Origin of the sequence: Pseudomonas sp. B19125 (assembly GCF_044218855.1) — a bacterium.
GTDB lineage: Bacteria > Pseudomonadota > Gammaproteobacteria > Pseudomonadales > Pseudomonadaceae > Aquipseudomonas > Aquipseudomonas edaphica.
In genome coordinates this window covers 414,254-433,285 of record NZ_CP162589.1, presented here as the reverse complement: position 1 = coordinate 433,285, position 19,032 = coordinate 414,254, and the positions used below count along the sequence as shown (strand labels likewise).

Here is a 19,032-nt window from a genome sequence, read left to right as displayed (position 1 = left end):
TATCAAACTGCCAGACGCGCACGACCTTTGGCGCGGCGACGCGACAGGACAGCACGGCCGTTCTTGGTAGCCATGCGAGCACGGAAGCCGTGAGTACGGGCGCGTTTGATGGTGCTTGGTTGGAAAGTACGTTTCATGGCGTTGTTACCTGGTTCGTCCACAACGGGCCGGAATGGCCCCCGTTTTAAGAGACCGGCGATTCTAGAGAAAGCAAGCCTCTAGGTCAATTTCCAACCAGCTTTTCCTTCAATTAGATCTTCTACAGGTAATCGGTCCTTTTCTGTCGGCCGGGCTTTCACGAGCAATGCCATAGATATAAAAATAAAGAAGGAAGTTATTTAAAGCTTTTCTGTAAAGCTTATAAAAGCTAGGCAGGCGATCATCTGTGGATAACTGCCTTGAGGCCATATTCCACCTGCTGTACAGAGAATGACAAGTACGGGGGAAAACGGTGCTCTGCCTGTGCTGCGCTGTCGGATAAGCTGTGGGTGGAATGGGTTGTTATCCACAGGCCAGTTACCCACAGACTTTCGACCCCACTTGTGCAACGAGCTTAGGTGCGCTTATCCACAGAGCTTATGCACAGACCATTGGTCGGCTTTTTTGCACTTAACACGTTGATTTTGGCTGCTCTGTGAGCAACCTACATGTGGATAAGTGGGCGTCTGGCCGCTACAATGGCGGCTGTTTTTGCCTCACCGGCTTTCAACTTAGGGGATATCCGTGTCAGTGGAACTTTGGCAGCAGTGCGTGGAGCTTTTGCGCGAAGAGCTGCCTGCCCAGCAATTCAACACCTGGATCCGTCCGCTACAGGTCGAAGCCGAAGGCGACGAGTTGCGTGTCTACGCGCCGAATCGTTTTGTTCTCGACTGGGTCAACGAAAAATACCTGAGCCGCGTTCTCGAATTGCTCGATGAACACGGCAACGGCATCGCGCCCGTGCTTTCCTTATTAATAGGCAGCAAACGCAGCTCTGCACCTCGCGCTGCGCCGAATGCGCCGCTGGCTGCTGCTGCGTCGCAAGCCCAAGCAGCACCGGCACCTGTTAATAACTCGCCGGCGCCCGTGGCCCAGGCGCCGTCGAAATCCTCGTCGCAGAAAAACGCGCCTATAAATGAAGAACCGTCGCGTGACAGCTTTGACCCGATGGCCGGCGCCAGCTCCCAGCAAGCACCGGTTCGCGCTGAGCAGCGCACCGTGCAGGTGGAAGGTGCGCTCAAGCACACCAGTTACCTGAACCGCACCTTTACCTTTGAGAACTTCGTCGAAGGTAAATCCAACCAGTTGGCCCGCGCGGCCGCCTGGCAGGTTGCCGATAACCCCAAGCATGGTTACAACCCGCTCTTCCTTTATGGTGGCGTTGGCTTGGGTAAGACCCACTTGATGCATGCTGTGGGTAACCATCTATTAAAGAAGAACCCGAATGCCAAGGTTGTGTACCTGCACTCGGAGCGCTTCGTGGCTGACATGGTCAAGGCCTTGCAGCTCAACGCAATCAACGAATTCAAGCGTTTCTACCGTTCTGTGGACGCTTTGCTGATCGATGACATTCAATTTTTCGCTCGCAAGGAACGTTCCCAGGAAGAGTTTTTCCACACCTTCAACGCGCTGCTCGAAGGCGGCCAACAGGTCATCCTGACCAGTGACCGTTACCCGAAGGAAATCGAAGGCCTGGAAGAACGCTTGAAGTCACGCTTTGGCTGGGGCCTTACCGTTGCGGTAGAACCGCCGGAGCTGGAAACCCGCGTTGCGATCCTGATGAAAAAGGCCGACCAGGCAAAAGTCGACCTGCCCCACGATGCAGCCTTCTTTATCGCCCAACGCATTCGTTCCAACGTGCGTGAGCTGGAAGGCGCGCTCAAGCGGGTCATTGCACACTCGCACTTTATGGGCCGCGACATCACCATCGAGTTGATTCGCGAATCCCTGAAAGACCTGTTGGCTCTGCAAGACAAGCTGGTGAGTGTGGATAACATTCAGCGCACCGTGGCTGAGTACTACAAGATCAAGATTTCAGACCTGCTGTCCAAGCGCCGTTCGCGCTCGGTGGCACGTCCACGTCAGGTGGCGATGGCGCTCTCCAAAGAGCTGACCAACCACAGCCTGCCGGAAATCGGTGATGTGTTTGGCGGTCGCGACCACACCACGGTCTTGCACGCGTGCCGCAAGATCAATGAACTTAAGGAATCCGACGCGGATATTCGCGAGGACTACAAGAACCTGCTGCGTACACTGACTACCTGATGACACCAGCGCAGCTTATTAAGGCAAGGGACTAGACCATGCATTTCACCATTCAACGCGAAGCCCTGTTGAAACCCCTGCAACTGGTCGCAGGCGTCGTCGAGCGCCGACAGACCTTGCCGGTGCTTTCCAACGTATTGCTGGTGGTCGAAGGCCAGCAATTGTCCTTGACCGGTACCGACCTGGAAGTCGAACTGGTGGGTCGTGTGCAGCTGGAAGAACCGGCTGAGCCCGGCGAAATCACTGTGCCGGCACGTAAGCTGATGGATATCTGCAAGAGCCTGCCCAACGATGCGCTGATCGACATCAAGGTTGATGAGCAGAAGTTGGTGGTCAAGGCCGGTCGCAGCCGTTTTACGCTGTCGACCTTGCCAGCCAATGACTTCCCTACCGTCGAAGAAGGCCCAGGTTCGCTGACCTGCAGCCTGGACCAAAGCAAGCTGCGCCGTTTGATCGAGCGCACCAGCTTCGCCATGGCCCAGCAGGACGTGCGTTACTACCTCAACGGCATGTTGCTGGAGGTCGCTGAAGGCGTTATTCGTGCAGTGGCTACCGACGGTCACCGCCTGGCCATGTGCTCGATGCGTGCTGACATCGGCCAGCCGGACCGTCACCAGGTCATCGTGCCGCGTAAAGGTATTCTGGAACTGGCGCGTCTGCTCACCGAGCCGGATGGCAATGTCAGCATCGTCCTGGGTCAGCACCACATCCGCGCCACCACCGGCGAATTCACCTTCACGTCCAAGCTGGTTGACGGCAAATTCCCGGATTACGAGCGTGTGCTGCCAAAAGGTGGCGACAAGCTGGTGATCGGCGATCGTCAGGCGCTGCGTGAAGCGTTCAGCCGTACCGCGATTCTGTCTAACGAAAAGTACCGTGGTATTCGTCTGCAACTGGCCAACGGTCAGTTGAAGATCCAGGCCAATAACCCGGAGCAGGAAGAAGCGGAAGAAGAAGTCGGCGTTGACTACAATGGCGGCTCGCTGGAGATCGGCTTTAACGTGAGCTACCTGCTGGACGTACTGGGCGTGATGACCACCGAGCAGGTTCGCCTGATTCTGTCGGACTCCAACAGCAGTGCCCTGGTGCAAGAATCCGACAACGACGACTCGGCTTACGTTGTTATGCCGATGCGCCTGTAATCATGCTCAGCAGAAGCTAGATGTCCCTCAGTCGCGTCTCGGTCACCGCGGTGCGCAATCTGCACCCGGTGACCTTCTCCCCCTCCCCCCGCATCAATATCCTTTACGGCGCCAACGGCAGCGGCAAAACCAGCGTGCTGGAAGCCGTCCATTTGCTTGGGCTTGCCCGTTCCTTTCGTAGTGCTCGCTTGTTGCCGGTGATTCAATACGAACAACTGGCTTGCACCGTGTTTGGCCAGGTTGAACTGGCAGAAGGTGGGCACAGCGCCCTGGGGATATCTCGAGATCGCGGCGGTGATTTCCAGATTCGCATTGACGGGCAAAATGCTCGCAGTGCTGCACAGTTGGCAGAAATCCTGCCGCTGCAGCTGATCAACCCAGACAGCTTTCGCCTTTTGGAAGGTGCACCGAAAATCCGCAGGCAGTTCCTCGATTGGGGAGTGTTCCACGTGGAACCGCGCTTCATGGCCACTTGGCAGCGCCTGCAGAAGGCCCTGCGGCAGCGGAACTCATGGCTGCGGCATGGTACACTTGACGCCGCTTCGCAAGCGGCCTGGGACCGGGAACTGTGCCTGGCCAGTGACGAAATAGATGAATACCGCCGCGTCTATATCAAAGCCTTGAAACCAGTCTTTGAGCAGACCTTGAGTGAGTTGTTGGATCTCGAGGGCCTGACGCTGAGCTACTACCGTGGTTGGGATAAAGAACGTGAGCTGAGCGCAGTGCTCGCCACGTCCTTGCAGCGGGATCAGCAAATTGGCCATACCCAGGCAGGCCCACAACGTGCTGACTTGCGCCTTAGATTAGGCGCACACAATGCCGCGGATATTTTGTCCCGCGGTCAGCAAAAGTTGGTGGTGTGTGCACTGCGTATTGCCCAAGGGCATTTGGTTAGCCAAGCCCGGCGCGGTCAGTGTATTTATCTGGTGGATGACTTGCCGTCCGAACTCGACGAGCAGCACCGCCGCGCGTTATGCCGCTTGTTGGAAGACTTACGCTGCCAGGTGTTTATCACCTGTGTAGACCACGAATTATTGAGGGAAGGCTGGCAGACGGAAACGCCAGTCGCTTTGTTCCACGTGGAACAGGGCCGTATCACCCAGACCCACGACCATCGGGAGTGAAGGCATGAGCGAAGAAAACACGTACGACTCGACCAGCATTAAAGTGCTGAAAGGTTTGGATGCCGTACGCAAACGTCCCGGTATGTACATCGGCGACACCGATGATGGTAGCGGTCTGCACCACATGGTGTTCGAGGTGGTCGACAACTCCATCGACGAAGCTTTGGCCGGTCACTGCGACGACATCAGCATTATCATCCACCCGGATGAGTCCATCACCGTGCGCGACAACGGTCGCGGTATTCCGGTCGATGTGCACAAAGAAGAAGGCGTATCGGCGGCAGAGGTCATCATGACCGTGCTTCACGCCGGCGGTAAGTTCGACGACAACTCCTATAAAGTCTCCGGCGGTTTGCACGGTGTAGGTGTGTCGGTGGTGAACGCTCTGTCCGAAGAGCTTATCCTGACTGTTCGCCGTAGCGGCAAGATCTGGGAACAGACCTACGTGCATGGTGTTCCACAAGAACCGATGAAAATCGTTGGTGACAGTGAATCCACCGGTACGCAGATCCATTTCAAGCCTTCGGCAGAAACCTTCAAGAATATCCACTTCAGCTGGGACATCCTGGCCAAGCGTATTCGTGAACTGTCGTTCCTTAACTCCGGTGTGGGTATCGTCCTCAAGGACGAGCGCAGCGGCAAGGAAGAGTTGTTCAAGTACGAAGGCGGCTTGCGTGCGTTCGTTGAATACCTGAACACCAACAAGACTGCGGTCAACCAGGTGTTCCACTTCAACATCCAGCGTGAAGACGGCATCGGCGTTGAAATCGCCCTGCAGTGGAACGACAGCTTCAACGAGAACCTGTTGTGCTTCACCAACAACATTCCACAGCGCGACGGCGGTACTCACTTGGTGGGTTTCCGTTCCGCACTGACGCGTAACCTGAACACCTACATCGAAGCGGAAGGCTTGGCCAAGAAGCACAAAGTGGCCACTACCGGTGACGATGCGCGTGAAGGCCTGACGGCGATTATCTCGGTGAAAGTGCCGGATCCAAAGTTCAGCTCCCAGACCAAAGACAAGCTGGTGTCTTCCGAAGTGAAGACCGCAGTGGAACAGGAGATGGGCAAGTACTTCTCCGACTTCCTGCTGGAAAACCCGAACGAAGCCAAGCTGGTCGTCGGCAAGATGATCGACGCGGCGCGTGCCCGTGAAGCGGCGCGTAAAGCCCGTGAGATGACCCGCCGTAAAGGCGCGTTGGATATCGCCGGCCTGCCGGGCAAACTGGCTGACTGCCAGGAGAAGGACCCTGCCCTCTCCGAACTGTACCTGGTGGAAGGTGACTCTGCTGGCGGTTCCGCCAAGCAGGGTCGTAACCGTCGCACCCAGGCTATCCTGCCGTTGAAGGGTAAGATCCTCAACGTCGAGAAGGCCCGCTTCGACAAGATGATTTCCTCTCAGGAAGTCGGCACCTTGATCACGGCGTTGGGCTGCGGTATTGGCCGCGATGAGTACAACATCGACAAACTGCGTTACCACAACATCATCATCATGACCGATGCTGACGTCGACGGTTCGCACATCCGTACCCTGCTGCTGACCTTCTTCTTCCGTCAGTTGCCGGAGCTGATCGAGCGTGGCTACATCTACATCGCTCAGCCGCCGTTGTACAAAGTGAAAAAGGGCAAGCAAGAGCAGTACATCAAAGACGACGACGCCATGGAAGAGTACATGACGCAGTCGGCCCTGGAAGATGCCAGCCTGCACTTGAACGACGAAGCCCCGGGCATTTCCGGTGAGGCGCTGGAGCGTTTGGTTAACGACTTCCGCATGGTAATGAAGACCCTCAAGCGTCTGTCGCGCCTGTACCCTCAGGAGCTGACCGAGCACTTCATCTACCTGCCTTCCGTGAGCCTGGAGCAGTTGGGCGATCACGCCCACATGCAGAATTGGCTGGCTCAGTACGAAGTACGTCTGCGCACCGTCGAGAAGTCTGGCCTGGTTTACAAAGCCAGCTTGCGTGAAGACCGTGAACGTAACGTGTGGCTGCCGGAGGTTGAACTGATCTCCCACGGCCTGTCGAACTACGTCACCTTCAACCGCGACTTCTTCGGCAGCAACGACTACAAGACCGTGGTTACCCTCGGCGCGCAATTGAGCACCCTGTTGGATGACGGTGCTTACATCCAGCGTGGCGAGCGTAAGAAAGCGGTCAAGGAGTTCAAGGAAGCCCTGGACTGGTTGATGGCTGAAAGCACCAAGCGCCACACCATCCAGCGATACAAAGGTCTGGGCGAGATGAACCCGGATCAACTGTGGGAAACCACCATGGATCCTGCTCAGCGTCGCATGCTGCGCGTGACCATCGAAGACGCCATTGGCGCAGACCAGATCTTCAACACCCTGATGGGTGATGCGGTCGAGCCTCGCCGTGACTTCATCGAGAGCAACGCCTTGGCGGTGTCTAACCTGGATTTCTGATCAGGTGTAGGTTTTCAAAATAGATGAGAAAAATCTCAAATAGTTGAATCACGCGACAAAAAAAAGCCAGCGCTCATAAAGCGTTGGCTTTTTTGTGTCTGCACGATTGAAAGTCTTGGATAAGCGATTCAGCTTTATAAATTCGACGACTTTTTATTAGAAGACTTAAAGAAGAAACGCTGCCTAAGCCGTTATTCGGCAAGTGTATTTTAAAGAGGTTCTATAGAACATTTTTACATATAACATGTAACTATAAGATAACGGCATTTCCAATATTAACGCTATAAAGGAATTGTCAGTAACGTTAGCTTGGCTTAACATCATTGGTCTGATTATTACGCTCCGTCCTCAATCGATACGATAGTACGGATAGGGCGAGCTTGAGTTGCTGAGGTTACGGCAATACACGCCAGTATCGGCGTATGAGGATTCTTAAAAGAGAAAAGAGGAACTGTTGCCGCTGACCGAAAACTGACCCAGTAGAGGCTGTTCTGCCGACTGAAAACTGACCCAGGTGTTCAACTGCTTCTGCTCACTTTTCGAGCAGGAGAACACAGGGTGATCAGCATGGAAATGTTGGGAAAAATCCGGCGGATGTACTTCCGCGACAAGCTCTCGCTGCACCAGATAGCCAAGCGTACCGGGCTGTCGAGGAACACCATCCGAAAGTGGGTCAGAGCGCCCGAAGCCACTCAGCCGGCCTACCAACGGTGCGCAATCTTCAACAAACTCAGCCCATTCCACGACACGCTAGAACAGGCGCTGAAAGCTGATTCGTTCCGGGCAAAGCACAACCGCAGAAGCGCCAAAGCACTTTTCGAACAGATCAAGGCCGAGGGTTATGACGGCGGCTACAGCCAGCTCACGGCGTTTTTACGCTCTTGGCGAGGCGAGCAAGGCAAGTCTTTACGCGCTTTTGTACCGCTGACTTTTGCCTTGGGTGAGGCCTTTCAATTTGACTGGAGCGAAGAAGGTCTGCTGATCGGCGGCCTGTTTCGACGCATCCAGGTCTCTCACATGAAGCTGTGCGCCAGTCGTGCGTTCTGGTTGGTTGCCTATCCCAGCCAAGGCCACGAGATGTTGTTCGACGCCCACACCCGCTCTTTTGGTGCGCTAGGCGGAGTGCCGCGTCGCGGCATTTACGACAACATGAAAACGGCTGTCGACAAGGTTAACAAAGGCAAAGGCCGCACGGTCAATGCCCGGTTTGCTGTCATGTGTGCCCACTACCTGTTCGACCCGGACTTCTGCAACGTCGCCTCGGGTTGGGAAAAAGGCATCGTCGAAAAGAACGTCCAAGACAGCCGACGGCGCATCTGGATCGACGCTCAAGATTGCATGTTTCACAACTTCGAAGAGCTGAATATCTGGCTCGGTCAACGCTGCCGGGCGCTCTGGAGCGAGCTGGTGCATCCGCAGTACAGCGGGCTGACGGTGGCCGAGGTCTTGGAGCTGGAGCGGGTTGAAATGATGCCGATGCCGACAGCATTTGATGGCTACGTCGAACGTACCGTGCGGGTCTCCAGCACCTGCCTGATCAGCGTGGCGCGAAATCGCTATTCAGTGCCATGTGAACGAGTCGGCCAGTGGGTCAGCAGCCGTCTGTATCCTTCGCGAATCGTGGTCATCGCCGATGAAACGGTGATCGCCAGTCACGAGCGCCTCTTTGATCGAGATCAGGTCAGTTTTGACTGGCAGCATTACATCCCGCTTATCGAACGCAAGCCCGGGGCATTGCGTAATGGCGCGCCATTTGCCGATCTACCGAAGCCGTTGCTGCTTCTCAAGCGGGGACTGAGGCGTCACACCAACGGTGATCGAATCATGATGCAGGTACTGGCTGCTGTGCCTATCGCCGGTCTCGAACCGGTGCTGGTGGCGGTGGAGCTAGTGCTTGAGTCGGGAAGTCTGAGCGCCGATCACATCCTCAATGTCCTTGCTCGCCTGACCTCCACTGCACCACCTGCCTGCGTGGAAACCAGCCTGCAACTCAAGGTGGCGCCTGTTGCCAATACGGCGCGCTACGACCGGCTCCGTACGACCGATGAGGAGAATCGCAATGCGTGACTTAATGGCAGAACTCAAAGAATTGCGCCTGCATGGCATGGCCAGTGCTTGGGAGGAACTGGTCTCTCAAGGAACAGCCTCCACGGCTTCATCGAAATGGCTGCTAGAACATCTGCTCCAGCAGGAGCAGGCGGATCGCGCGGTGCGCTCGGTGAACCACCAGATGAACATGGCAAAACTCCCCATGCACCGTGATTTAGCCGGCTTTGACTTCAGCGCTTCCAGCGCTGATGCCCGGTTGGTTAGCGATCTATCCAGCTTGGCGTTCACTGAGACCGCGCAGAATGTCGTGTTCATCGGCGGCCCTGGAACCGGGAAAACACACTTGGCCAGCGCCTTGGCGGTATCCGGAATTACGGCCCACAACAAACGCGTGCGCTTCTTTTCCACGGTGGATCTGGTGAATCTGCTGGAGCGTGAAAAGTACGATGGCAAGGCAGGCCGAATCGCCCAGGGACTGCTTCGCACAGACCTGGTGATACTTGATGAGCTGGGGTATTTACCCTTTAGTCAGAGCGGCGGTGCCCTGTTATTTCACCTGCTGTCCAAGCTGTACGAGCACACCAGCGTGGTCATCACCACCAACCTCAGCTTCTCGGAATGGTCGAGTGTGTTTGGCGACGCCAAGATGACTACAGCGTTGCTGGATCGGCTGACACACCACTGCCACATCGTGGAAACAGGTAACGAGTCCTACCGCCTGCAACACAGCACATTGGCCGCCCAGACGAAGATCAGATCACGAGAACGAAAGCGCAAGGATGAAGAGAGTATCGAGGACGATGAGCCGTTTTGATCCGCACCATAAATACCCTGCCGCATGCCTACATGTGGCGGGGCTTGATGCATCGTCAACCGGAACACGGCTGCTAAGCTTATCCACAATTGCTGGGGCAAAAATCAGCAATCCGTCCTGGGTCATTTTTCAATCGGCAGGGTGGGTCAGTTTTCAATCAGCGCCAACACTTGTGGACGTTTACAAGGACGTCATCACCTTTGAATCGCGTTGGTTCGAGCGCCTCATCCAAATGCCAGTTGATCATCCCTATCGAAGGATGGACAGGGTTGAGCTTGCTAGGGAAGTACTTGGCGACCTGCTGTAAACAATACGTTAATGCCGCCGCATCTGCAGATGGCCGAGAAAAGCGGGATCCGGGAAGAACCTATGATTTGCATTGATTGCGTGACACCGCCCCCACTGAAGAGGTTGTTCGACACGCTCGGGACGGAGGCTGACTGTAAGTACTGCGGCAATCTGGGGCACACAATGGAGCCGAGTCTCCTGTTCAGCTACATCTACGACCGTGTAGCAGAGAATGTAGCCGGCAAGGATGACCTGTCCCACTACGAACTCGGCTTGCTGTATGAGTGCGGATCGGACGAGATCGCCGTTTCGGATATTGATATCGTCCTCATGGAGTGGTTCGATCTCGGCAAAGAGCCCTACTTTGAAGATCTGTGCGATGGCGTTCCACGTGAGTTCAGGGTTGATGACGCGGGGGACGAAACGCATTTCTACGGCGATGATGGTACGTTGGAGCAGAACTTCTACGAGGATCGCTGGAAGAAGTTCGTTAATGATGTCCACTACAAGCACCGTTATTTCAATTCAGGAGCCGACAAGTTCCTCGATTCCGTCTTTTCGCTGCTGGTGACCGACGGCGGCGAGCTCAAACCGGAGGTGATGCGGACCATCGCCCAGGGCGAATTGCTCTACCGCGCACGCATCGCCCAGAACCAAAAGCAGGCGGAGGAAATCATCGCCGATCCCGCCGGCCAATTCGGCCCTACACCAAAACACCTGGCCAGCAGCCAGCGGATGACCCCGAATGGCATTTCCGCCCTGTATTGCGCATTGGAGCGAGAGACCTGCCTCAGCGAAATCCGCTCCATTACCGGCGATCACGTAGTCAGTACCGCCCTGACACCCATCGGCGAGCTGAAGCTCCTGGACCTCACAGTGCTGGATCGAGTAGAGCCCCCGGATCTTACGTTACTGGATGAGGGCTTCCGCGACTCACTGCATCGGAAGGTTTTCCTGGGCTCGTTGGTAAAGAAAATGTCCCGACCCAAGGCGCGCAATGACGAGTTGAGCTATTTGTCGACGCAGGTGGTTTTCGAGTACTTGCGGCTACGTTTCGGCAAGTACGTGGATGGGCTGGTGTTCCCCTCCGTCCAAACGGGCGAGGCAGGAACCAACGTGGTTCTCTTCCCTGAAGTCAGTCGACTCTTATACGAGCCTCCGGCCAATTCTGATCCAGCAGATGGCTCTGCCCCGAAGGCCGTGCCAGCGGAAAACCTATATGGGTCGTCGGCTAGACTTGTTGTCGTGGCTGACTCCATCCAGTTCCACAAAATCACTGCGATTGAAACCAAGGCCAAGCATTACGACCATATCTACGGATTGTTCATGAGCGAATTGAATAGCAAGCGGTTAGGCCCGATTTTCGAAATGAGGGAAGTGAAGGCGGAAGGTTGACGCTTCAGTCGACAAACAGCTTCGAACTAGTCATAGAGTCGTCGCGATCGTCTGTCAGAGCAGTCAGTTGAATCTGTTCGCATGGACGGAGAGGACAAGTCGGCCTCCTCTAGACCAGAGAAGGCTGGCCCATTCGATTCAGCTTAGCGATGCGTTGTGACGAGATGGTGACGAGTCTTGGGGTCTGGCTGAAGCGCGGGTAAGGGGCGATGCTTGGTTTGTGCCGGTCGCCGCTTGAGCATGAGGATGTTATGGCCTTTTGCCTTCGCGATGTGATATTGCTTTGCACTCAATTTGACTCGCGAAAGGAGATGCGAATGTCTGGTTCTGGCGGTAGCTATCTGGGTCCATCTACACCCACCACTTCCTGTGCGGCACTTCAGTTTGATACCCAGCTAGCTTCACCGAAAGCACAGGTGGTTGGGCAGCTGAGCGTCAACGACATCCTCGACGTTGTCTTTTCGCAGTCGGGTAACCAGCAAGTCGTCTCCGCACTTTGGAACGGCGCTGAGGCAGGAGGGATTGTCGATCCACATCTGAACCAATTGCGAAGCTGCATGAGCCAGGGTGAACAGTACCAGGCACGTGTGCTGCAACTTGGTGGAGGTCAAGTACGCCTCCGGGTTTACCACGTTTAATTTCGAGCAAGGAGAGCTCTATGATCACAATTGTAGGAGGCGTCTACCGAGAGCGGTGCATGCGCCCGGCCTGGGACGATATTTATGGCTCGGCAGGGAGAGCTGCAACTGCTATCGCCCGTTTCGGTGGACAGGTGGAATTACATGCCTGTGTAGATAGCAACACCCAGATTGTCGTTGATGCTCGCGCAGCCGCAGAAGGGTTCCAGTTCAAGGCTACAGCTGCGCAGGCAGGGGTTACTTTCGAGTACATCCATGGCCTCGCCAATCCAGATATTCGACGTGACACCCACGTTAAATTGGAGCTTCAGGTTCGCGCCGAGAAGGTGCTTCGATTCGGCATGATCGATGGAACGGCAGTGGTTGATGCTGAGTACGTGGTGTTTGACCCACAGAATGCCGACGGTACGGAGTCCTTTGGGGCCAATGGCTCTGAAGCAAAGCACTTGGCTTTGGTCTTGAACCGCCACGAGGCCAATCTGTTGGTGCCCACTTCCAGTGGGTTGACCGCACAAGAGCTCGCAATCGTGCTTGCCGAGCAGGAGAGCGCGGAGGTAGTTGTCATCAAGATGGGGCCGTTGGGTGCCTTGGTGTATGACAACGGCGCAATCTCGACGGTACCTGCATACCGCACTGAGCGGGTATGGAAGATCGGCTCAGGAGATACCTTCGCTGCCCACTTCGCATTGGGATGGATGGATAACGGCCTTTCGGCTCACGATGCAGCCTCGGTTGCCTCCGTTGCGACGGCCTTTTATTGCGAAAATCAAGGCTTCCCCGACCAGGCTTTGCTTGCTGACTTCAAGCCGTACCCACTGCAGCCATCAGCTCGGTATCGCGATGGCTACGCCCCTAAGGTGTACCTCGCAGGGCCATTCTTCACCCTCGCAGAGCTGTGGATGGTCGGGCAGGCTCGCAGAGACCTGCTGGCAATGGGGCTGGATGTATTTTCCCCATACCATGACGTAGGTCTTGGCTCTGCTGAGGACGTGGTCGAAAAGGACCTTGAAGGGGTGCGCGATTGCGACGTTCTACTTGCGATTGGTGATGGGCTTGACTCGGGCACAATCTACGAGATTGGCTACGCTCGGGCATTGAACAAACCTGTCGTTTTCTACGCAGAAAATGAGTCCGAACAGGACAAGAAAATGATGGAAGGCTCCGACTGCCGCATCACCGATGACTACGTCAGTGCGATCTATCAGACGGTCTGGGAATCGGTAGTGCTATGAAGACAGGATTATTGTTGTCTGGTGGGATGGACTCATTGACGATTGCCTGGTGGAAGCACCCGGACATTGCGTTCACCCTGAACTACGGTCAGCTTGCGGCGCAGGCCGAGATCGAGGCTTCTAGGACGATCTGCAAACAGTTGGAAATCCCTCATCATGTGATTGAGATTGACTGCCGCCAGCTGGGCTCGGGAGATATGGCAGGCAGCCAAGCCGACAGCCTGGCTCCAGCCTCGGATTGGTGGCCGTACCGGAATCAGATGCTGGTTACACTGGCGGCGATGAAGGCAATCTCGTTCGGCGTAACGCACTTGTGGTTGGGCACCGTGAAATCGGATGGCTTCCATAGGGATGGCTCGCCCGAGTTCATGTCGGCGATCAGCCATCTGCTATCCCTACAGGAGGGTGGCATGGTGGTGGAAGCTCCTGCAATTGAGCTTTCTACTGCTGAGCTTGTCCGTAAGTCTGGCATCCCTGCGAGTCTTTTGGCCTGGGCGCACAGCTGCCACAAGTCGCATGTTGCGTGTGGCAACTGCCGTGGCTGCAACAAATACATGGAGGTGTTTCAAGAGGTGGGGTATGACTTGGATCGACCTGGGTGACCCAACTCCAAGGCTGGCTCCTGAGTGGTATGAGCCTCTCGAGTGGGAAATTGGTGATGTCTGCCCGCTCCCTGCTTCCTCGGAGGCGTTAGACCGGCCGTTCGGCGAGGTTTTGGATGCGCGTGCGTCGCATCGCGAGTTCGGCGTCGTCTATGACCTGCAGCTCGGAGCCTTCCTCTGGCATGCATGCAGAACTCGAGGATCCGGTACGTCAAACCTAGGTTTTGATCTGGAGCATCGAGCGGCCCCCTCGGCTGGAGCGATCCACCCTATACATATCGTCGTTAAGCGGCCCGAAGATGATCGATGGTGGATGTATGAGCCTAGGGCCCACCAACTGGTGGAACTCCGACATTCGACCGGCAAGCTTGCAGGCCTTTATGAACTAAGTCTGCGGGTTCTGGGCGGTGATGAGGCAACACGAATTCTGTTTCTGGCCGAGCCCGGAAAAACATTGGGTAAATACCAAGATGGATGCAGCCTTGTTTGGCGTGACGCGGGTGTGCTACTCGCGGTCATGGCATTAACTGCGACAGCCCAGGGACTCAACTTCTGTCCGCTGGGTATCACCGGTGAGCCTTGGGCCAGTACCCTAGCCGATCAGGGAAAGTTGGCTGGGGTTGGCCTTGCTCTTCTTGGGTCTGCTACGAGAACCTGAATCAGGTGCGTGGTGCCCCATGCCCATGATGCTGTGCACCGTGGCGGGCGATGACATCATCTCCAACCACATCAGGGCATCGAGCTCCGATGCCCTGACTCCAAGTCCTTTACTGAAGCGGATGAACTGCTCTTCCAGCTCCAGATAGTGTCGCTCAACGGTCAAGTTGCTCTCGAAGAACCTACCCAGTAGCCCGGCACGGAGAATGTGGATGTCCAGGATTGCTACGTCGTCCGCATCCAGCCAGTTACGGGCAACCCACGATGCGGTCTTGTAACCAATGCCTGGAATATCCAGCAGCCAGTCGCGCAGCGCTTTGCCGGAGCCTAACGGAGGCCGTTCAGCAGACAGCTTCTGAAGAGCCGCGCTGAGGTAGCGAGCCTTTTGAGTGGCGAAGCGGTACCGCACTTGGCGACCATCGATAACAAGGGGCTCTTTCAGCCACTCGAGCAGGCTTTCTTCTGAAGGTGGTTGGTCGCCAAAGGCACCGCGTTCTTTGACGTGGTGAAAGGCGGCGAGCCCGACGCTAGCGGGGATGCCATGCCCCCCCAACAAGCACGCGCCAACTTCTTCTTTCAGCGTTGCCCCGAGCTTGTAGTTGATCCGATCGCCAGTGAGACGGCGTGCGTACACTTGGTACGCCCAGTAGGCAGGAGTTGGGAATGCCTCCATGGCTCCCCACGGGACGCCCGGAATAACTTCGGCGTCTGCTTTGGGCAGCTCGACATTGAAGACCGCTTGATCCATGAAAATAGCGCCTAATTGCATCAGGCGGCCTCCTCGGCAATGCCGTAGTGTTCCTGCATCCATTGCAGTAACTCGTGTCGCTCAATGGGATCTAGGCTCTCGATACGAGTACGGAGCCTGGTTTGGCGACGCTGAATGGTTTGGCGGTCTCGGAATGTTTCGCCCATGTATCGACTGTCGTGCAAACGGCTGGGAGGTTCGAAGTTCATCCACACCGTCTCCTCGCGCAGCTCTACATGGGTCTTAGCTGGAAAACTCACCTTGCGCCACCCGATGAGCTCGCGGTTGTAGAGATCACAGTCATAGCCTGAAAGCATCACATTGCAAGGTAATGCGACCAAGCACCGCAGTAAGCGGATGTGGTCTTCTTCCGAGTAATCGCATCGATAGACCTTCGCTCGGCGGCGGGTTTCAGGGACGTAGGGCGGATCAACATAGACCAACTCCTGGCCTTCGAACGGATACCCTTCAAGGAACGCAACTGCATCGACTTGGTGGAGTTCGCAGGTATCTGGAAGCTTCGTTCGCCAAAGCTCAATGACTTTGGCGTCGAGGTCCAAGCCAATATTCCTCTGCGCAGCCTTTTTGTTGCGCATGACTGCCCCGCCACCAAGGTGGGATTCGATGTATGTCTGATGCGGTGGCATCAGATTGATCAAGCGCTGGTAGCACTTGCCTTTTCCGCCTGGATATCTCATGTCGCAAGCATCGTCAGAAATGACGATGATGTCAAGGCGAAGCGCCGAACGGCCACCATGTGTGGAGTTCGGTTAAAGGCGGAGTCATAAAATTCAGATGGGCCTTAAGCCATTTATGTGTCCAACTACGTCAATCTGCTATGATGGCATTCTGACTTTACTTCGTATGGCCTGCTCTAGAAGTTCCATCTAAAGTCAGTCAGGAAAACGCGCATGGATGGGCGGGACCAGAAGGCCTCCCAGCCGAGCCTGAGCGCAATAAGATCTGAGCAATGGACACGCCCTATTCATGAACTCCAATGTGAACTCACTGCCGGTTGAAGGCAGTGCTGAGGTTTCGATTGAAACTGACCTAACGGATCCTCGTCCGATTTTCCTTGCCATGCAGGGAGGCGGTGCAAAAGGGATCGCCCACGTAGGAGCGCTGAGCTCCATCGAAAAATTTGACTATAAGATTAGAGGAGTTTCCGGAACCTCTGCAGGATCTATGGTTGCCGCTTTGGTTGCTGCTGGCTATAAAGCCGACGAACTTGTGAATCTTGAAACCCGGGAGCATTTATTCAGCCACAGTGCAGAGACGCTGGGTTTTGAACAGCCAACCGCTATTTTCCCAGGCAATGGTTGGAAAACACTTAGGATGTGGCAGAGGATTGGGCTTGGTCTAGCTATTTTAATTAGCGCCATTATCAAAGTATTTACCTTCGGTAAAGGTTCCAAGGCAGATCGCTCCAATCACGATCCACTTGTTGGTTGTAAGGTTCTTAAAAAAAAGCTCGATCCATTAGCTGAAAAGCCTGGCAGGCTGAAGCGCTATTGGAGGTTTTTCACTCGATCTTCATGCTCATTAATAACAGGGACGTGGTTCACTCTGAAAATCAGTGTGGATGTGCTTTATGTAGCTACCCTGTCGCTTCTATTGCTTATTGCTATTGGATTTTCCGTCGAGTATGCGGTGAAGATAATGCCGGGTGCAACGGTGATATTTGTTTCTTTGCTAATTTTCTTTATTTTGATTGTAGGGCGTTGGATATACAAAACCTTGTCGGGTTTTTTTGCTGGGCTTAACAATGTTGGGAATGTCTCGCTATTGATAGATAACGCAATTTCTGAAAAGCTACGGGCGAATGGTTATCCAAACTCTGGCAATATTACTTTTAGCGATTTAAAAAAGGCGAGGTCTGAAAATAACCCTACTATTCCGCTTAAGATTGTGGCGACGAATGTCGCCCATGAGTGCTTGGAATTGTTTTGCGAGGAGCGGACTCCGGATGTAAAGATAGGCGACGCAGTAGCTGCTTCTGTATGCCTTCCTTTCGTGTTTAAACCTTGGAATCTTTCGTTTAATCGACACACTGAAACTCACGTTGTTGCAGTTGACGGGCAGTTTTTGGACGGTGGGTTGGTATCGAATTTACCAGCATGGCCATTCGATGAGGAGCGCCTACAGGATCCCGATGTAGGAACTATTGCACTGAGCATTGAGTCAGAAGAAGTTCGAGGGGCGAAACACTGGGCAGCGGCAGCTTTGGAGACCGTGATAAATGGATCAAGTATGGTTCATACACGCGCAACGGGCAGCACCCTAAAGATTCCCTTGGTGCCGAAGCTGAAAATGATGGCATTCGGCGCTTCAGCTGAGGATGTTCGCGCTGAAGTGTATGCGGCGTCGTCTGCAGTTACTGTCCGCCTCACCAAAGAACTCGGCACCCGGAATGCGTTAGGCGATGCCGCAAACCATCTCCACGGTTGGTTTGTAAATGCTGTTCAGGAAGGCGCGGGGCAATGGTGTAGAGAACCACTTAGGCCACGGGTACGCGTCGCCATTGTGGCCGAGCGGGGCGGGAACGTTGCTACGTTGTCCAACGTTTTCACTCAAGGTTATTACGAGGCTGAGGTTGATCGGGCTGTTTCGCGCCGTTCTGATTGCTGGATTTTCAAAAAGGCATTTGAAAAGCGTAGGCCACAACTATTCCCCATACCTCGACGTGGGGTGAGGGTGGATGAATACAAAGGGGAGCGGATCTGGTCTGGGGTCCGGTGGGTTGCCTGCTTCCCGGTCCGCCTCCGGGGCGAGCTTGAACCGGGGCGTCGCGAACGTCTTTGCGCGGTCGTTGTTGATTCCACGTTCCCAATCCATGGGGATATGCCGTCCGTCCAGCTCTACTTGAATTCCTTCATGACCAATGCATTTACTGAAGTGTTAGATTATTTTGACGAGCACGACTTGATGCGTGCCGTTCAGGGGGAGAACACATGGATATAGATTCGTTTGAGCCCAGCGATGAGTGGATGGATGAGTTGCAGGAACGGCTCGACAGATTGCGTGAGATCCGGGCCACTACCTCTAAGATGCATTACGTGGCAATGGACGTCGATGAACATACATCAGCTTTAAAAGATTGGGATCGGACGCAACGGCCTCAGTCTCTTGCCATTCACAAGCGTATCATGGGCGTGCTGCATGAGCGGGAAGCAGAAACTGCCTACAAACGTAGTTTGAGGCACGAGAATCTTCTCAGAGAACTAGATGAATTAGGTTACGAGCAATGGGAAAGGAGCGGAAAAAAAGCCCAGTTTGATGAACTTACAGAGAATACTCTGAGGCGTAGTCGTCTAGCTGCTTTCCATGGGGCTGAAGGGAACACCGGCGCTTGGGAAAAACAATTGCGCGGGATTCGCGAATCCTTACTGAGTTACGAGCTAAGCGACATGGGTTTAAATAATTCTGCCAAGTATAAGGGTAGAAGCGCAATAACAGACTTATGGGCAAAACAGGCCGGTTGGACGAGTATTGAGCACTTTAAGCCTAAGCATCATCGGGCAGATAGTGAGCTATGGCAGAAGGATGGTGACCATATGAGTTTGGCCGCGCTTGTTGAAGCCAAGGGAGTCCATGCAGCCATTACTCATGACGAACATACGATTAATTTTAAGCCATGTGATAAGCACAGGCGAGATGATCACGGCTAACGCCATAAC

The 19,032-nt window shown here is 54.8% G+C and carries 17 protein-coding genes; 14 read left to right on the top strand and 3 right to left on the bottom strand.

What is annotated here, in order from left to right; translation table 11 throughout:
• Nucleotides 1-2 precede the first annotated feature (2 nt).
• Nucleotides 3-137, bottom strand: a complete 135-nt coding sequence (rpmH, locus tag AB4P96_RS01875) for a 50S ribosomal protein L34 (protein WP_003213577.1) — start codon at nt 135-137, stop codon at nt 3-5.
• 586 nt (nt 138-723) lie between these two features.
• Here rpmH and dnaA point away from each other — a divergent pair.
• The 12 genes from dnaA (at nt 724) to AB4P96_RS01815 (ending at nt 14,608) form a co-directional block, all read left to right on the top strand.
• Nucleotides 724-2,244, top strand: a complete 1,521-nt coding sequence (dnaA, locus tag AB4P96_RS01870) for a chromosomal replication initiator protein DnaA (RefSeq protein WP_017135130.1) — start codon at nt 724-726, stop codon at nt 2,242-2,244.
• 38 nt (nt 2,245-2,282) lie between these two features.
• Nucleotides 2,283-3,386 carry a DNA polymerase III subunit beta gene (gene dnaN, locus AB4P96_RS01865; protein WP_017135131.1) on the top strand — a complete coding sequence of 368 codons (1,104 nt, stop codon included), beginning with the start codon at nt 2,283-2,285 and terminating at the stop codon, nt 3,384-3,386.
• A gap of 20 nt (nt 3,387-3,406) precedes the next feature.
• Entirely contained in the window at nt 3,407-4,510 is a 1,104-nt protein-coding gene (gene recF, locus AB4P96_RS01860) for a DNA replication/repair protein RecF (RefSeq protein ID WP_017135132.1), read from the top strand.
• Between the two features lie 4 nt (nt 4,511-4,514).
• Complete coding sequence (gene gyrB / locus AB4P96_RS01855; protein WP_017135133.1) at nt 4,515-6,932, top strand: DNA topoisomerase (ATP-hydrolyzing) subunit B; 2,418 nt, start codon at nt 4,515-4,517, stop codon at nt 6,930-6,932.
• A gap of 567 nt (nt 6,933-7,499) precedes the next feature.
• Nucleotides 7,500-8,999, top strand: coding sequence for an IS21 family transposase (istA, locus tag AB4P96_RS01850; RefSeq protein WP_395600967.1), 1,500 nt, complete (start codon nt 7,500-7,502; stop codon nt 8,997-8,999).
• Nucleotides 8,992-9,795, top strand: a complete 804-nt coding sequence (gene istB / locus AB4P96_RS01845) for an IS21-like element ISPsy20 family helper ATPase IstB (RefSeq protein WP_395600461.1) — start codon at nt 8,992-8,994, stop codon at nt 9,793-9,795. Before istA ends, istB begins: the two co-directional genes overlap by 8 nt.
• Nucleotides 9,782-10,102 (top strand): hypothetical protein, encoded by a 321-nt coding sequence (locus AB4P96_RS01840; RefSeq protein ID WP_395600460.1) that lies wholly within the window; start codon nt 9,782-9,784, stop codon nt 10,100-10,102. The genes istB and AB4P96_RS01840 overlap by 14 nt, the downstream gene beginning before the upstream one ends.
• Nucleotides 10,103-10,113: 11 nt before the next feature.
• Nucleotides 10,114-11,478, top strand: a complete 1,365-nt coding sequence (locus tag AB4P96_RS01835; protein ID WP_395600459.1) for an RES family NAD+ phosphorylase — start codon at nt 10,114-10,116, stop codon at nt 11,476-11,478.
• Between the two features lie 317 nt (nt 11,479-11,795).
• A complete protein-coding gene (locus AB4P96_RS01830; RefSeq protein ID WP_395600458.1) occupies nt 11,796-12,116 on the top strand; it encodes a hypothetical protein in 321 nt (106 codons plus the stop codon).
• 20 nt (nt 12,117-12,136) lie between these two features.
• Nucleotides 12,137-13,348: a PfkB family carbohydrate kinase gene (locus AB4P96_RS01825; RefSeq protein WP_169987909.1), complete on the top strand. Its 1,212-nt coding sequence runs from the start codon at nt 12,137-12,139 to the stop codon at nt 13,346-13,348.
• On the top strand, nt 13,345-13,950 hold the full coding sequence (locus AB4P96_RS01820; protein ID WP_169987911.1) for a 7-cyano-7-deazaguanine synthase: 606 nt from the start codon (nt 13,345-13,347) through the stop codon (nt 13,948-13,950). The genes AB4P96_RS01825 and AB4P96_RS01820 overlap by 4 nt, the downstream gene beginning before the upstream one ends.
• Nucleotides 13,865-14,608, top strand: a complete 744-nt coding sequence (locus AB4P96_RS01815; RefSeq protein ID WP_395600457.1) for a nitroreductase family protein — start codon at nt 13,865-13,867, stop codon at nt 14,606-14,608. The genes AB4P96_RS01820 and AB4P96_RS01815 overlap by 86 nt, the downstream gene beginning before the upstream one ends.
• Here AB4P96_RS01815 and AB4P96_RS01810 read toward each other — a convergent pair.
• A complete protein-coding gene (locus AB4P96_RS01810; protein WP_047296914.1) occupies nt 14,543-15,376 on the bottom strand; it encodes an 8-oxoguanine DNA glycosylase in 834 nt (277 codons plus the stop codon). The two genes, AB4P96_RS01815 and AB4P96_RS01810, sit on opposite strands and share 66 nt — an antisense overlap.
• Nucleotides 15,376-16,002: a DNA adenine methylase gene (locus AB4P96_RS01805; RefSeq protein ID WP_395600966.1), complete on the bottom strand. Its 627-nt coding sequence runs from the start codon at nt 16,000-16,002 to the stop codon at nt 15,376-15,378. Before AB4P96_RS01805 ends, AB4P96_RS01810 begins: the two co-directional genes overlap by 1 nt.
• 340 nt (nt 16,003-16,342) lie before the next feature.
• On the opposite strand from AB4P96_RS01805, the gene AB4P96_RS01800 reads away from it, so the two are divergent.
• Together AB4P96_RS01800 and AB4P96_RS01795 are read left to right on the top strand one after the other, a co-directional pair.
• Nucleotides 16,343-18,316, top strand: coding sequence for a patatin-like phospholipase family protein (locus AB4P96_RS01800; protein WP_169987917.1), 1,974 nt, complete (start codon nt 16,343-16,345; stop codon nt 18,314-18,316).
• A complete protein-coding gene (locus AB4P96_RS01795; RefSeq protein WP_395600456.1) occupies nt 18,307-19,023 on the top strand; it encodes a hypothetical protein in 717 nt (238 codons plus the stop codon). The genes AB4P96_RS01800 and AB4P96_RS01795 overlap by 10 nt, the downstream gene beginning before the upstream one ends.
• Nucleotides 19,024-19,032: the final 9 nt, after the last annotated feature.